Annotated in this window: 17 protein-coding genes; 7 read left to right on the forward strand and 10 right to left on the reverse strand. The window is 71.8% G+C overall.

Features of this window, described 5'->3' with window-relative positions:
- The first annotated feature begins 50 nt into the window (after nt 1-50).
- The 4 genes from IF88_RS0130940 to IF88_RS0130955 all read left to right on the forward strand — a co-directional run bounded on the left by IF88_RS0130940 (nt 51) and on the right by IF88_RS0130955 (nt 4,553).
- Entirely contained in the window at nt 51-455 is a 405-nt protein-coding gene (locus IF88_RS0130940; protein ID WP_030719826.1) for a type II toxin-antitoxin system PemK/MazF family toxin, read from the forward strand.
- A 161-nt stretch (nt 456-616) separates the two neighbouring features.
- On the forward strand, nt 617-2,236 hold the full coding sequence (locus IF88_RS0130945; RefSeq protein ID WP_107050669.1) for an FMN-binding glutamate synthase family protein: 1,620 nt from the start codon (nt 617-619) through the stop codon (nt 2,234-2,236).
- 70 nt (nt 2,237-2,306) lie between these two features.
- Nucleotides 2,307-4,052: a thiamine pyrophosphate-dependent enzyme gene (locus IF88_RS0130950; protein ID WP_030719830.1), complete on the forward strand. Its 1,746-nt coding sequence runs from the start codon at nt 2,307-2,309 to the stop codon at nt 4,050-4,052.
- A 132-nt stretch (nt 4,053-4,184) separates the two neighbouring features.
- A complete protein-coding gene (locus tag IF88_RS0130955; protein ID WP_030719842.1) occupies nt 4,185-4,553 on the forward strand; it encodes a PRC-barrel domain-containing protein in 369 nt (122 codons plus the stop codon).
- A gap of 85 nt (nt 4,554-4,638) precedes the next feature.
- On the opposite strand, the gene IF88_RS0130960 is transcribed toward IF88_RS0130955, so the two are convergent.
- From IF88_RS0130960 to IF88_RS0131000, 9 genes are all read right to left on the reverse strand, one after another.
- The gene (locus tag IF88_RS0130960; protein ID WP_051837857.1) at nt 4,639-5,220 is read right to left on the reverse strand and encodes a DUF2231 domain-containing protein; all 582 of its coding nucleotides are present in this window, start codon (nt 5,218-5,220) and stop codon (nt 4,639-4,641) included.
- 104 nt (nt 5,221-5,324) lie between these two features.
- Entirely contained in the window at nt 5,325-5,756 is a 432-nt protein-coding gene (locus tag IF88_RS0130965; protein WP_030719846.1) for a CBS domain-containing protein, read from the reverse strand.
- A gap of 29 nt (nt 5,757-5,785) precedes the next feature.
- Nucleotides 5,786-7,090, reverse strand: a complete 1,305-nt coding sequence (locus tag IF88_RS0130970; RefSeq protein WP_030719848.1) for a cytochrome P450 — start codon at nt 7,088-7,090, stop codon at nt 5,786-5,788.
- A gap of 62 nt (nt 7,091-7,152) precedes the next feature.
- Nucleotides 7,153-7,560, reverse strand: a complete 408-nt coding sequence (locus IF88_RS0130975) for an actin-binding ADF family protein (protein WP_158754683.1) — start codon at nt 7,558-7,560, stop codon at nt 7,153-7,155.
- Nucleotides 7,561-7,612: 52 nt separating this feature from the next.
- A complete protein-coding gene (locus IF88_RS0130980) occupies nt 7,613-7,876 on the reverse strand; it encodes a hypothetical protein (protein ID WP_030719853.1) in 264 nt (87 codons plus the stop codon).
- 85 nt (nt 7,877-7,961) lie between these two features.
- A complete protein-coding gene (locus IF88_RS0130985) occupies nt 7,962-8,165 on the reverse strand; it encodes a hypothetical protein (RefSeq protein WP_030719856.1) in 204 nt (67 codons plus the stop codon).
- A 140-nt stretch (nt 8,166-8,305) separates the two neighbouring features.
- Nucleotides 8,306-9,202, reverse strand: a complete 897-nt coding sequence (locus IF88_RS0130990; protein WP_030719859.1) for an oxygenase MpaB family protein — start codon at nt 9,200-9,202, stop codon at nt 8,306-8,308.
- Between the two features lie 307 nt (nt 9,203-9,509).
- On the reverse strand, nt 9,510-10,652 hold the full coding sequence (locus IF88_RS0130995) for an MBL fold metallo-hydrolase (RefSeq protein ID WP_051837861.1): 1,143 nt from the start codon (nt 10,650-10,652) through the stop codon (nt 9,510-9,512).
- 355 nt (nt 10,653-11,007) lie between these two features.
- Nucleotides 11,008-12,342 (reverse strand): acyltransferase family protein, encoded by a 1,335-nt coding sequence (locus IF88_RS0131000; RefSeq protein ID WP_158754685.1) that lies wholly within the window; start codon nt 12,340-12,342, stop codon nt 11,008-11,010.
- A gap of 54 nt (nt 12,343-12,396) precedes the next feature.
- On the opposite strand from IF88_RS0131000, the gene IF88_RS46850 reads away from it, so the two are divergent.
- The 3 genes from IF88_RS46850 (at nt 12,397) to IF88_RS0131025 (ending at nt 14,094) form a co-directional block, all read left to right on the forward strand.
- Complete coding sequence (locus IF88_RS46850) at nt 12,397-12,543, forward strand: hypothetical protein (protein WP_158754687.1); 147 nt, start codon at nt 12,397-12,399, stop codon at nt 12,541-12,543.
- Between the two features lie 139 nt (nt 12,544-12,682).
- A complete protein-coding gene (locus tag IF88_RS0131010; protein WP_030719867.1) occupies nt 12,683-13,009 on the forward strand; it encodes a hypothetical protein in 327 nt (108 codons plus the stop codon).
- 812 nt (nt 13,010-13,821) lie between these two features.
- The gene (locus tag IF88_RS0131025) at nt 13,822-14,094 is read left to right on the forward strand and encodes a hypothetical protein (RefSeq protein ID WP_030719871.1); all 273 of its coding nucleotides are present in this window, start codon (nt 13,822-13,824) and stop codon (nt 14,092-14,094) included.
- Nucleotides 14,095-14,143: 49 nt separating this feature from the next.
- On the opposite strand, the gene IF88_RS46855 is transcribed toward IF88_RS0131025, so the two are convergent.
- Complete coding sequence (locus tag IF88_RS46855; protein WP_158754689.1) at nt 14,144-14,467, reverse strand: hypothetical protein; 324 nt, start codon at nt 14,465-14,467, stop codon at nt 14,144-14,146.
- Between the last annotated feature and the right edge of the window lie 210 nt (nt 14,468-14,677).

Raw genomic sequence — 14,677 nt, forward strand, 5'->3', positions numbered from 1 at the left:
GCGTCGGGGTCGCGCAGCGTCCGCCCGCCGTTCCTGTGTCAGGAGGACATGTGCAACGTGGCGAAGTCTGGTGGGTGGAGTTCGACGAGCGGCGGCCGGTCGTGCTGCTGTCGGGAGACGACGCGTCCGGGATCCGGGTGATGCAGGTCGTCGCTCGGGCGGGTGTCGACATCACCGGTCTGGGCGTCGAAGTGGCAGTAGGCGCCGTGGAAGGACTGCCCTTTGAAGGCGTGCTGCGGTTCGCGTTGCCGCGTCCGGGCTTTACCCCTTGCACGTGGCTGACCACCGTGTCCCGGGACGACCTGATCGAGCGAGCGGGCGTTCTGTCCTCCGCGAAACTCAGCGAGATTGAGAACGCCCTCCGTCTCGGTGCCCAGGCGAAGGAGTGGACCCCGGCGACGACCGCGAAGCTCAGCGAGATAAGGAACGCCCTCCGTCTCGGTGGACTCGGGTAGGCGGAGAAGGGACGGACGCCCGCGACGGCGTGGTCGGTCTCGTCCAGATGATCGACGCTGCCAGCTGCCTCCTCGGCGCCCCTCACGATCGAGATCACGAACTACGGCTGGAGTACTAGGCGGGCCAGGCAAGATCCGGAAATGACGGCCCGGCCCCGGGAATGCTTGGCGCGCGGTCGTCGGGACACAAGCGGGGCGTGCTGAAGACACTCATCCTGATCCTGACCGGCGCCGCGGCCGCGCTCGCCGCGGCCGCGGCCGTCCTCGTCTCGCCCTGGTGGTGGGCCGTGGCCGGCCCGTTGCTGCTGCTGGCCCTGGTGGCCGCGTACGACCTCCTGCAACGCCGGCATTCCGTCCTGCGGAACTACCCCCTGCTCGGGCACCTCCGGTTCGCCCTGGAGGCGTTGCGGCCGGAGATCCAGCAGTACTTCATAGAGCGCAACGTCGACGGCAGCCCCTTCGACCGCGACACCCGCAGCATCGTCTACGAACGGGCCAAGGGCACCGATGCCGAGGAGCCGTTCGGCACCGAGCTCGACCTCCACCGGCCCGGCAGCGAATACCTCACCCCGTCCATGGCCCCGCACCCGGTACGGGCCGACCCGCCCCGGGTCCGGGTCGGCGGACCCGACTGCACCGAGCCGTACGACATGGCCCTGCTCAACGTCTCGGCGATGAGCTTCGGCTCCCTCTCCGCCAACGCCGTGCTCGCCCTCAACACCGGGGCACAGGCGGGCGGTTTCGCCCACGACACCGGCGAGGGCGGCCTGTCCGAGTACCACCTGCGCCCCGGCGGCGACCTCGTGTGGGAGATCGGCACCGGATACTTCGGGTGCCGTACCGACGACGGGGGCTTCGACGAGCGGCAGTTCGCCGAGAAGGCCGCACACCCGCAGGTCAAGTGCGTGTCGCTGAAGATCAGTCAGGGCGCCAAGCCGGGCATCGGCGGAGTCCTGCCCGGCGCCAAGGTGAACGAGGAGATCGCGCGGGTCCGCGGTGTGCCGCAGGGACGGACCGTCGTCTCGCCGCCGTTCCACCGCGTGTACTCCACCCCGCGCGAGCTGGTGCGCTTCCTGGCCCGCATGCGCGAGCTCGCCGGCGGCAAGCCCGTCGGGTTCAAGCTGTGCGTCGGCTCGCGCCGCGAGTTCCTCGCCGTGTGCAAGGCCATGCGGGAAGCCGACGTCACCCCCGACTTCATCGTCGTCGACGGGGCGGAGGGCGGTACCGGCGCGGCGCCCCTGGAGTTCGCCGACCACGTCGGCCTGCCGCTCGGCGACGGCCTGATGACCGTCCATGACGCCCTCGTCGGCTCCGGCCTGCGCGACCGCATCCGGATCGGAGCCTCCGGCAAGGTCGCCACCGGCAGCGACCTCGTCAAACGCCTGGTCCAAGGAGCCGACTACACCAACTCGGCCCGCGCCATGATGTTCGCGATCGGCTGCATCCAGGCCCAGCGCTGCCACACCAACACCTGCCCCGTCGGGGTCGCCACGCAGGACGAGCGGCGCGCACGTGCCCTGGACGTCGGCGACAAGGCGCAGCGCGTACGGCGCTACCAGGAGGCGACCGTCAAGAGCGCGCTGCAGATTATGGCGGCCATGGGCGTCGACGGCCCCCACGAGCTGCGCCCCCACATGCTGCTCCAGCGAGTGGACCCGCACACCGTCCGCTCGTACGCCGAACTCCGCGCCTGGCTCGCCCCCGGAGAACTGCTCGCATCGCCGCCCGAAAGCTGGGCAGCCGACTGGAAGGCGGCCGACCCCGACCACTTCACCCGTTGAACCGGCCACTGAACCGGCTGCTGAACGACCGACGAACCGGCCGCCGAACCGGCAAAAGAAGGGCACTCCTATGGCACGCACCGTCGCCCACGTCATCGTCGACGCACTCGAGGAACTCGGCGTCCAGCACGTCTTCGGCGTCGTCGGAGACGCCTTGAACCCGCTGACCGACGCCATCCGCACATCCGCCGGCCTGAACTGGGTCGGCTGCCGGCACGAGGAGGCCGCCGCCTTCGCCGCCTCGGCGCAGTCCCAGCTCTCCGGGACCCTCGGCGTGTGCATGGGCACGGTGGGACCAGGCTCCGTGCACCTGCTCAACGGCCTCTACGACGCCGCCAAGAGCCGCACCCCCGTGCTGGCGATCTGCGGCCAGGTCCCCCTCGCCGAGATCGGCAGCGACTACTTCCAGGAGGTCGACAACGACCTGCTCTTCCGCGACGTCGCCGTCCACCGGGCCACCGTCACCTCCCCGGAGCAGATGCCGCGCCTGCTCGAATCGGCCGTACGCGCCGCTGTGACCCGGGGCGGAGTCGCCGTCCTGACCGTCCCCGGCGACCTGGGCGACCAGGAACTGAGCGACGACAGGCCCACGCGCTTCGCCCTCGACCGCGCCGTCACCCGGCCCGACGACCCGGCCCTCGCACGGGCCGCCGAACTGCTGAACGCCGCCTCCCGGGTGACCCTCCTCGTCGGCCAGGGCGCGCGGGAGGCCCGTACCGAGGTCCTGCGGACCGCCGAGCTGCTGGCGGCGCCCATGGTGCTCACGCTGAAGGCGAAGGAGGGGTTCGAGGACGACAACGCCTTCCAGGTGGGTCAGACCGGTCTCATCGGCAACCCCGCCGCCGCCCACGCGCTCGACAGCGGGGACGTACTCCTCATGCTGGGGACCGACTTCCCCTACCGGGAGTGGTACCCGAAGGACGCCAAGGTGGTCCAGGTCGATGCCCGCGAGGACCACCTGGGACGCCGCACCCCCGTGGACGTGGGCCTGGCCGGCGACGTCGGCGCCACCCTGCGGGCCCTGCTCCCGCTGCTGAAGGCGGCCCCGGACCGTGCCCACCTCGACGACGCCCGAGAGCGTTTCCACCACTGGCAGGAGGGACAGCAGCGGCTGGCCGACCCCGCGCACGAGCACCGCTGGACCGGGAAGCTGCGGGCCGCCCTGGACAACCGGGAGCACGCCATCCGCCCCGAGGCGCTGGCCGCGGCGGTGGATGCGTACGCCGCCGAGGACGCCGTCTTCACCTCCGACACCGGCATGGCCACCGTCTGGCTCTCCCGCTTCGTCACCATGCGCGGCGACCGCCGCCTGATCGGCTCGTACAACCTCGGCTCGATGGCCAACGCCATGCCCCAGGCTCTCGGCGCCCAGCTGTGGGCGCCCGAGCGGCAGATCGTCGCGCTGTGCGGGGACGGCGGGCTGAGCATGCTGCTCGGCGACCTCATGACCATCAAGACGTACCGACTGCCGGTGAAGCTCGTGGTCTTCGACAACCGCCGCCTGGGCATGGTCAAGCTGGAACAGGAGCAGGCGGGTCTGCCCGAATTCGGCACGGAGCTCGACAACCCCGACTTCGCCGCGGTCGCCACGGCCCTCGGCCTGACGGGCATCCGGGTCACCGACCCGGCCGATCTCCACGAGGGCGTTCGCAAGGCCTTCGATACACCGGGGCCGGTCCTGCTGGACGTGCTCACCAACCCGGAGGAAGTGGCCGTGCCCGGCAAACCGACCGTGGCCCAGGGCTGGGGCTTCGCCGTGGCCAAGGCCAAGGAGCTCCTGCCGGGCCGTGACGGGACGACGCCGCCCCGCATCTAGTCCATCAGCCCATGCGCCTTTCCCCGTAGCACAGTTGAACAGGAAAGATGCATGTGCACCACGGGAGATCCAGGGCATACGAGCTTCACCAGGTTGGTTGATCCGTTCACTCACCGGAGGAGTTGTTCCCACGTGACCGAGCATGTGTGGAGTTACAAGTCGACGTCGGGCCACCTGGCCGGGACCGATATCACCGGCTACAAGGTCGAGGCGGTCGACGGCAGCATCGGCAAGGTCGACAAGCACTCCGACGAGGTCGGTGACGCCTACCTGGTCGTCGACACAGGGGTGTGGATTTTCGGCAAGGAGGTCCTCCTGCCGGCGAGCACCGTGATCTCGATCGACCCGGAGCAGCGGACGATCCACGTGGAACGCACCAAGGAGCAGATCAAGGACTCCCCGGAGTTCCACCGGGACAAGCACCTCGGCGACGCGGACTACCGCGAGCAGCTGGGCCTCTACTACGGCCCCGCCGGCCCCTTCGGCGGCCCGTTCGCCTGACCTACCCGGAGGGAGGGGCCCGGACTCGACGAGTCCGGGCCCCTCCGTCAGCTCGCCCGTCAGCTCGCCCGTCAGCTCCGCCCCGTCAGCTCGCGGGATGCGCTCCGACGGCCTGCCGGTAGGCCACGTGCCCGCCCAGCGCTCCGGTGACGGCCACGGCGGCCAGCCCGCCCAGCGACCACAGCCGGCCCTTCGCCGCACGGCCGCGGAGCCGCGCGGTCAGGGACAGGGCGTAGCAGGTCACCGCGGCTGCGTTGGAGGCCGCGTGGGCCAGCCCGACCCGGGCCTGCTCCGGCGGCAGGTCGGCCCAGTCCGCCCAGCCGGCGATCGCCGCCGGGGCGACCCCGACCAGCCCGACGCCCGTGAGGGTGGTCGCCGCACGCTGCGCCCCCGGAACGACCTCCAGTACAGCGGCCGACAGCCAGCAGCCGATCGGCACCTGCACCAGTACGGGATGCAGGGGATGGCCCAGCGGCCTGCCCCGCAGCAAATCACGCATGCCGCCCAACGGGAGCGCGCGGATTCCCCGCTGCATCACCCTGATCGCCGGGTCGGCCACCGTCGTCCGCTCGATCCGGTCCAGGGACTTCAGCCAACATGCCGAGGCCGCACCGAGCGCCGAGGCGTGCCAGGCTGTCTTCGAGGTACCGGGAACGTGTGAGTTCATACCCGACGCCTACCCGGAGCCGCGCGGCCATCCCGCCGTGGCTCCGACTGCACCCGAACGGACGCCGAACGGCCGGCCCGCCACCGACGCGGCCGTGGCGGGCGTCAGGTGCCGGGCTCCGCGGCCGAGATCGCCGCCAGGGCCGAGCCGGGGTCCTGTTCGACCGCGAGGTCGCCCAGGGTGACGACGCCGACGAGGTCGCCCTCCTCGGTTTCCACGGGCAGGCGCCGCAGCGCGTTCCGGCGCATGAGATCGACGGCGTGGTCGACACCGTCGTCAGGCCGTACGGTGACCGGCGCGCTGCTGCAGACGGCCTGCACGGTCGTCTCCGCGGGGTCCCTGTTCTCGGCCATGGCACGCACGACCAGGTCCCGGTCGGTCAGGATTCCGCGGAGCCGGCCCCCGTCGACGACGAGAACGTCGCCGATGTCGGCGTCCCGCATCACCCGCGCCACTTCCGCCAGCGACGTCGTCTTCTCGACGGCCACCGGATTCTTGGTCATCACCTCGTGGACACGACGGACACGTCGGGTCATGGCTCCTCCCACTGCTGGGCGCCGGTGGCTCAGGACTGGCGCTGGAACCGCCGGGCGCGGTGACTCCGCGGCTGATGTGCGACCTCCATGACGAAGCCGCTGCGGGGCCGGGTCGGAATCCGGCCCAGCGGGATGGACAGGTCCTGCTGGGGTACGGCGAAGTCCACATCGGCCAGGGCCGGCGCGAGCGCGGCGAGCAGGGAGACGGTGATGTCCTCGCCGGGGCAGCGGTGGCCGGTACGTGCGTCGCCTCCGCCCTGGGGGATCAGCAGGTCGCGGTCGGGCTCGTGCCCCAGGAAGCGCCCCGGGGCGAAGTGGTACGGCCGCTCCCACAGATCCGGGTCGTGGTGGTGCCCGTACACGTCGAGGAGGAGGTGGGTCCCGGCGGGCATCTCGTGACCGTCGAGGGTGAGGTCGTCGACGGCGACGCCTCCGATGAAGGGTACGAAGGGGTAGAAGCGCCGGACCTCGTGGGCGAAGGCCCGGGCGTACGCGGGCCCATCGGCACGCAGCTGTTCGCGCCCGCCTTGATGGCGGTGGAGGGCGTGGGCGGCGAAGACGGCGAACCACGCGATGGCCACGGTGGGACGGATGATGTTGAGCAGTTCGACGGCCGCCGTGTGCGGATCGAGCAGGGCGCCGTCCTGATCGCGGTGCCGCGCGACCGCCTCCAGCGGACTCCCGGTCACTGCCGCGTGCCGGGACGCGGCGAAGATTCCGTCCGGGTGCGGTCCGGTTGCGCGCAGGTCGATGACGGCGGCGGCGAGGGCCTGCTCCTGGCGGCGCCGGGCGTGTCGGGCCCGCAGCCGCCGGGGTCCGGCCCCGGCCGCGCCGTCGATCATGGTGACGCAATCCTCGGCGATCTCCCGGGCGGCGTCCTCCGGGACCGGCAGACCCACCCAGTCGCAGACCGCCCGCGTGAGCAGTACGGCCACCTCGTCGAAGAGGACCACCCGGCGGCCTTCCCAGCCCGTCACGGCTTCGCGCCAGCCGCGCTCGACGGTCTCCGCCAGGGCGGGGATGGCGTCCGGTGACATGAGGAGGGAGACGAACAGCTCCTTGCGCACCCGGTGTGGCGGCCCGTCCAGGCCGTGCACCGCTCCCTCACCGAAGAGGGGGTCGAGCACCTGCGCGGGGAGGGCGCCGTGCCGCTGCACGTGGTTCGTGTCGTAGAACAGGTCGACGGCCGCGGGCCCGTGCAGCAGCGCGGCGGGACGGCCGAACAGGTGGGTGCGGACCACGGACGCACCGTGGTGGGCCCGGCGCAGGTCGGGACCCCATGCGTAGCCGTGGGCCAGCAGGGACAGGGTGCTGTCGGTCAAGAGAGCGGACATGTTCCGCACCACCTACCTGGTCACGATCACGGTCACGTTTACGCTCGTCTTCCCGGCCACGTTCAGACCGCCTGGGACGCGAGCTCGTTGTAGGACAGGCGGGACAGGTCCGTGGCCCGGACGGTGACCTGGATGCCGTCGAGAAGGTCCTGGAGGACGTGATCGGCGGAGGAGTAGGCGAGCTTGTGCGCAGGCAGCGCCGCGTCGGGGATCCAGAAGATCTTCACCAGGCCGCTCCTGCGGGCCCCGTCCGCTGCGGCGAAGTGCAGGTCGTACACGACGAACCTGGGCTCGTCGGCCGGCAGCGACGCCAGCATCTCCTCGTGTGTGAGGTTGGCCTGGCTCTCGACGACCACCGTCTCCAAGGCCTCGTCCAGCCGGTAGACGAGCGTGTTGATCTCCCGTTTGCTCTTCAGCTCCTGCAAGGCGCTCAGGCAGCTGTCATCCACGGTGACGGCCCGGCTGCTCACGGCGATCTCCGATCTCTCCGGGTGCGGTGTCATGTGCGCCCTGCGCCCTGGGTCAGCGGTCCCCGCTCTCCCCGGTGCGATCGTCTCCCTGCGGATGTTGCCGGACCTGTTCCTCCCGCCCGATCCCGGGGCTTTGCCGCTTGGCGGAATGGCCTGCGGCGCCGCGGCGACCCGACTCTCCCGAACGGCCGGACTCTCCCGTACGGCCGGTGACCGCCTCGTCCGCCGCCGCGCGGGCCTCGCGGTCCCCGCTCTCGCCGACGGCCTCCGACGGCGGGGTGGGCGCGCGGTGACGCCGCTGGCTGGGCTGACTCATGTGGTACCTCCTCGATGCACCGGGCCCGTCTGCTCGCGATACTCGGGCCCGCTCGCGTCGTGCAGAACTCGGTCGTCGCGGGAGCTCAGTCGTCGTCCTGGGGGCTCACCCAGCGTGTGCCCTTCCCGCGCGACTTCTCGGGCTGCTGCGGGCGGTCGAGACGGCTGGCCTCGTCGGTGTCGGCGGCGGCCGTCTTCCCATCATCGCGGCGGTCGGCGGCCGGCGCTTGTCTGTCCTGTTCCTGCCCGTGGTGCAGCGGGACTCCTCCCGCTCCGCCCTGCTCGTCCATGTCCGTCCTCCTCGCTCCTGCTCCTCGAGCCGCTCCTGCCGCTCAAGCCTCCCTCCTGGCAGCTGCCCGGCCCCCGGTCGGCGAAACCCCGGCGCAGCCGCGGCCCACCGGGCCGGTGCCGTCCATCGGGCCGGTGCCCGTCACCGGACCGGCTGGTCGGCGGCCCAGGCCGGTACGGGCGCCGGAGGCAGCGACCACCGGACCAGCCCGACCGCCGCGCGGGCCACGGGCCGGACCCACCACCGCTCCAGCGGGAGCCGCCGGGGCAGCCCCAGCTCCGCCCGGGCCCAGTCCGGCAGCAGTACGACCGCCCCCGCGGCCAGGGCCGCGTACGGCAGGCGCAGCGCCCACGGCAGCGGCGGGTGGCGCAGGATGAAGCGGGCCGCCTCCCTCGCTTCGGGGGTGCCGCGGAGCTGCGGCCGGTGCTCCTCGATGCGGGCGGCGAGTTCCGCGACGGTGCGCGGCGGGTCGCTGACGCCCAGTGCCGAACCGACCAGCGCCATGCCGGCCACGTACGCGTCCTGATCCGGGCCGCTCAGCGGTCGGGTGCCGTAGTGCTGGTGGGAGCGCAGGAAACAGCTCAGCTCGGCGTCGTGCACCCATGCGAGGAGGGCCGGATCCGTGGCCGCGTACGGCTCACCCCCGGGAGCCCGCCCGCGGACCGTCCTGTGCACCGCGATGACCCGGTCGACCGCCCGTTGGGCGTCGTCGGCCGTGCCGAAGGTGGTGAAGGCGAGGAAGGTGCTGATGCTCTGCAGCCTGCCCCAGGGGTCTTCCCGGTAGGCGGAGTGCCGGGCCACGGCGGCCATCGCCAGGGGGTGCAGGGACTGCAGGAGGAGGGCGCTGATCCCGCCGACGAACAGGGCGGCGTCGCCGTGGACCCGGCGCACCGGGTGGTCCGGCCCGAACCAGCGCGGACCGGGCGTGAGGTGGATCCGGTCCCGGGTGGCCGGGCCGTCGGGCCCCGCCACCCGCAGGAAGAGCGCCTGGCCCAGCCGAGCACGGGCACCTGTGACGACCGTCCTCCACTGGCCCATGAGTGAAGTATGCCCACGTATCGGCTCCACCGGCGGTCCGGCCGTTCCTCCGGTTGCGCCGGGCGTTGCCGCCGTGGTCCGCGGCCCGGGGGCGGCGGCTGAAGCGCCGTCGCCGGGGGTTCGCCGGCTGTTCCGTTCCGGCCGGGGCGGGCCGGGGGTCGGGGCGGCCGGGTGCCGTGGGGATCCTGGCGGCAGCCCGTCGTGCGACCGGCCGCTGCCGCGTGTCATCGGGGGAGGTGCCGCGCGGCAGCGGCCCGGTGCGAAAGCGCCTCACCCCCACGGTGCGGGCTTTCGTCATCCTCGCGTGTTACCCGTCGACGTCTTCGTAAACGCCCCCGGTTGACGGTGCGCGGCGCCTGGACGGCCCATCAGGTGAAACCCGTGCCGCGGGGCCGGGTGGCGGGGAGTCCGGCGCGGGGTTCCGGAGCGCGGGCCGGGACCACGGCGCGTCGATGCCGTCGGACTCCGGCCGCAGCCCGAGCTCGTGGAGCTGGTTGACCGCCGACATGGCGGTGAACATCGCGTTCGGGTTGGCGCCGCCGCCTCCCAGTTCGGCGGAACGATCCGCGAAGCCGGCCGTGAACGCGCTCGGCCGGACCTGCCCGCTCTCCCCGGTCAGCCCGAGTGCCGCCGCATGCAGCGCGGTGGCCCGCTCCAGCAGCCCGTCCAGGTAGGACACGACCTCGGCGCCACGGCGCAGGGCGAAGGTGTGCCCGTCGGTGAGGACCGCGGCTTCCCCCTCCTCGAAGAGGACCGCGGCGGCGCCGAGGACGGTCTGGAGCTTGAGCTGGTCGGCGTCAGCCATCGCACCGCAGGGTCCGTTGCCCTCGTCGGACAGGTGGAGGACCCCGCAGTCCCGCAGGTGCACGATCACGTGTCCGGCGCAGTGACCCTGACTGCGCAGCACGCGGACCGCCCCGTCGGCGAAGGTCCAGCCGGTGAAGCGGAGCGACCCGATGCGAATTCGCTCCAGTGGCCGCTCCTCGTAGGTCCGGGTCGTCGCGCCGAAGGGCCGCATCGGCTGGAACAGCGACATCAATCTCTCGGCCAGTACGGACGGCGCGGGAAGTGGAGCGAACCCGACGATGCGGTCGAAGGACCGCACCCAGTACTGCGTCGGGTCCCGCATCTGGTCGAGGTCGAGGGCGGGGACGTAGTGCTCCACCGGCACGCCCAGCTCGTCGGCCAGGTCGTTGTTGGCGATGTGGTCGACGTGGCCGTGGGTGGTCAGCACGAGTGCCCGGGACCAGCTCCCGACCCGGTCCGTCGCCTTTCGCAGCGCCGTACGGAAGGTCGCCGTGACGCCGGTGTCGACCAGCACCAGGGTGTTGCCGACCCGGTGTACGAGGGCGTTGGCGACGTCCGGCTGATCGTGCTCGACGGACAGTTCCTGCCCGAGGACCAGCACGGTCCGATCGTCGATCTCGATGAGATCACCGAGCGCGGTCATGGATCCTCCCGCGGTCTCGTCCGGGTCCGGATCCGGGTTCGGGTCCGGCTCGCCTCGACGCTGGCGACCCCGCGTCTGCTGTCGACCCCGCGTCTCCTGTCGATCACGCGTCCCCTGCGAACGAGCCTACGCCGCGCCGCGCGTGGTGTCCGTAGCTGCCGAGATCAGCAGCGACGGGTCTGGTACGGCACCGGTGCGGACGGTGTCGGGCACCGGCGCAGGGCGACCAGCAGGATCAAGCGCTTGCCGGTCACCGCCGCATTATGCGGCGGTGACCGCCTCGATGTCGCCCCCCGGAAGGCCGTCGGCCGGCCGCCTCCTCAGGCCCGGAACGCACCGGAAAGGGCCGCGTCGGCTAGGCCCCGGCAGGGGCACGGGCAGCGGTCGCAGCCGCGGCGGCTGCCGTGGGTACGGCTCGCGGCCAGCGCCGGTCCGCCGCCTTCTGCACGCGTTGGCCGAGGCGCTGCATCGGCATCTCGACCAGGCGGTACATCAGGTGGCTGATGGCCATGACCACGCCCAGGAAGATCGCCGTCCAGACGATCCGCCCGAGCGTCGAGGACGGTTGCGGGGGAACGCCCACCAACGGTTCGACGATGCGCAGCAGCGGGATGTGCAGCAGGTACACCGAGAAGCTGATCGCGCCGAGCCACGTCAACACCTTCGGGAAGCGGCGCTCCCGGAGGAGGAAGCCGATGCCGAAGAGCACCCATGCGGCGAGGTACGCGATCGACCAGGCCTTCCAGCCCGCGGACCAGGTCCGCTCCAGGGCCTCGCCGTGGTTGTACAGCCGGCCGACGATGACGCCTGCGACGACGACGAAACCGCAGGAGAGCAGGGCCGGGACCCGGGCGAGCTGTCCGTGCTGCGCCCGGTACACGACGGTCCCGGCGAACATGGTCGCGAAGATCATCCAGGTCTCGAAGGCGGGGGCCCGGCTGTTCAGCGTGACCAGGACCAGGCCGACTCCCGCGAGCACCAGGGCGCCCGCCCCGGTCAGCACGCGCCTGCCGCTGAGCACGCCGGCGAGGCCCACGAGCACGATCGGCGTCACGATCAGCACGAGCTGCCGGGCCGAGCCGATCTCCGCGCTCACGAGCTGCGTGCCGACGGCCGTGCCGACCGCCAGCGCGACAGCCGCCAGACCCACCGCGATCGGCGCGCTGTGCCGGTGCAGGCCACGGGTGAACAGCGCGGTGACGAAGAAGTAGAAGACCATCTCGTAGCACAGCGTCCAGGTGACGTTCATGCCGTTGACGACGCCGAGCAGGTCCTGGAGCATCAGGCCGTTCGCGACCAGCGAGGCCAGGTCGTCGCCGGTGCGCAGCAGCGCGACCGAGCCGTCCCCGTCCGGCAGCATCATGATCGAGAGGACGAAGGCGGCGATCAGGGCCGGGTAGATCCGGAAGATCCGGCCGATCCAGAAGGCACGGACGTCCCCCCGTCGCTCCAGCGAAGCCGGGATGATGTAGCCGCTGACGATGAAGAAGAGCATGACGCCGAACAGGCCCATGTCGAAGTTGCGCCAGACCATGCCCCCGAAGGGCAGCATCCTGAGCACGTCGAAGTGGTGCAGGGCCACGACCAGAGCGGCGATGCCACGGAGCGCATCCAGCCAGCCGAGCCGGGCACCGGGTGCGACGGCCGGGGCGGCGGCCGTCAGCTGGGTGAGGGGGGATATGTGCTGCACGCGGGGACGATAGCCGACTCTCGGGAGTGCCGCGTCGTCCGCGGATCGCCAGCGGTGGGTGGCATCCTCGAGCGGACCTCGCTCGTCGCCGTGCAGACGCAGGTGGACGGATACGACGCCCACGCACGCCGCCACGGCGCCCCGGGGCTCGACGGCTGGCGCGAGGGCTCGTTGCCCGACGCGGCCGCGAGCGCGACGTGACGTCCCCATGGGAGGGCGACTGTGACGAGCATCGCCTGCCGGACGGTGGGTGCTCCGGCCCCCGGTAGCACCGGGGTACGCGCGGGGCGAGGATGGAAAGGCGGCCGCGGCTCCCGATTCGTCCCGTTAAGGAAGACTCATGAACCGTCGCACACGCCTCCTCGTCCTCGTCAGCCCGCTCGCGGCCATCACACTCGTCGCCGCCCCGACCGCCCTCGCGGCGGTCGCCCAGTCCCCGTCGGCCGCCGTCCCGGCCGCGACCTGTTCCACCTCCGGCCTCCTCGACAACGGGAAGGTGCACCTCTCCGGTGGCGGCTTCACCCCGGGCCCGGCCTACGTGTACGGATCGGCCGGCTTCGGCGGGACGGTCGACATCGCGGAGAACGGCGGCTTCCAGGTGATGAACGTGCCGCCCGGCCAATACAGCGTCCGGCAGGGTGGTGAATTGACCCAGTGCAGCAGCTGAGAGGCCGTCGTCGGGCCGTCGCGATGGACGGTGCCGCCGAGGACCAGGGGCAGGACCAGGGGTAGGACCAGGGCCAGGACCAGGCCGGGACCGGCAGGCGCTTGTTGGCACCCCCCAACACTGCCGGGAGAATGCGCACGTGTTCTATGAGGATCTGAGCCCGTACGGCTACTACGACGACGAGTCGTTCACCGATCTCCTCCGGCGTGCGCTTCGTCAGTTATGAGCCCGCCTACGAACGCATCAACATCGGCTGGCTGGCCGACGGCCATCCCTGGCCGTCGGGACCGGTGCCCCCGGACTTCACCGACAAGCTGCTCGCCCTCCTGGTGGCGCAGCCGGTCAACCAAATGCTCGGACTCCACGAGTGCGATCTCTGCGCCCAATCCCCCCAATCCCCGAACGGCGAGCACGCACCGCGCACGCCCCGGCCATCGCTGCGCAGGCGTCGGGACGGGCGAAGTACGGATCCCCGGCCCAGCTGGCTCCGCCTTCGCCGCCCCGCAGCTGATCGGCCACTACGTCGCCGATCACGGCTACCAGCCGCCCCGGGTGTTCATCGATGCGGTTCTTGCCTTCGATCCGGACACCGCCGGGACCAGCACGTTTCCCTGGATCAAGTTCCCCTGGGTCCCCGCCGACGCCGAGCTGTACGACGCCCGCGTCGAGTGACCCCCTTCGGCTGCGGGCTGCCCGGGCCTCCTCCGTCAACCGGGGCTGGATCGGCCGAAGTGGACCAGGGCCTTGTCCCGCGATTGCACCTGGGCCTCGCTGGTACGTCCGCCCCACACGGGGGAGAGGTGGATGAGCAGATGGACAGCATTCTGCGGTACGCGGCGGTGATCGTGCTCATCGAGCTCGCGCGAAACCGCGACTACCGTGATCGGGCCGACGCGGGTCGTGCCCTGGCGGGCCTTGCGGAGAGGCCGGAGGCCGTCGGGCCCCTGCGCGAGCTCGTCCTCGACACCGCTGACACCTTCGTCACCCGTGTGACAGCGCAAGCCCTGCTTCGGCGAAACGGCAGGGTGGGGCTGTCCATCATTGCCTCCGCGCTGTCAGCCGCCGATTCGAATCACCGCGCCTGAATCTGCACCGCGATCATGGACGTACTCGGGTGATGTTGCGGTTCACGCTTCAGCTCCGAGGCGGGAGGCGGCGGACATGCGCGTGGAGGGCGGTGGTGGCCTGCCCGATGTGCACGGTGGCGTCGGCGAGGTGTCCGAGGACGGCGGAGGGGCTGGCCACGCTGCTGAAGGCGTTGCGGCGGGCGACTCGGAAAGCTGCCTTCGACGCGCCCGTCTCCTTCGATTCGGCGGCCGTCCCGGACCGCGAGCCCGCGCGGGTGTTGATCGCGGTGGCCGGGTGCCGTTCGGCGTCGGTTGCGAGGGGGGCTAGTAGGCGGGGTCGTTGCCAGGGGGCGGGGTGGTCGGTAGAACTGGATGAGTCGCCGGGCGGCATGGGTGGTTCACCCGCCGCTGACGAACCCCTCTCCGCCGCGTGAGTGGCTCACGCATGCTTCGGCATGCCGCGACCGCCCTTGTCCCCTGTGGAAGGTTTCCTCCGTGTCCAACGCTGTCATCCGCCGCATCGCCGCTTCGAAGAAGACCCTCGCGGGTTCCGTCCTCGCCCTGGGCGTTGCCGGTTCCATGCTGGCCGCGGTTCCCGCGC

It is taken from the genome of Streptomyces sp. NRRL F-2580, assembly GCF_000720115.1.
In the GTDB taxonomy this organism is placed as follows: Bacteria; Actinomycetota; Actinomycetes; order Streptomycetales; family Streptomycetaceae; genus Streptomyces.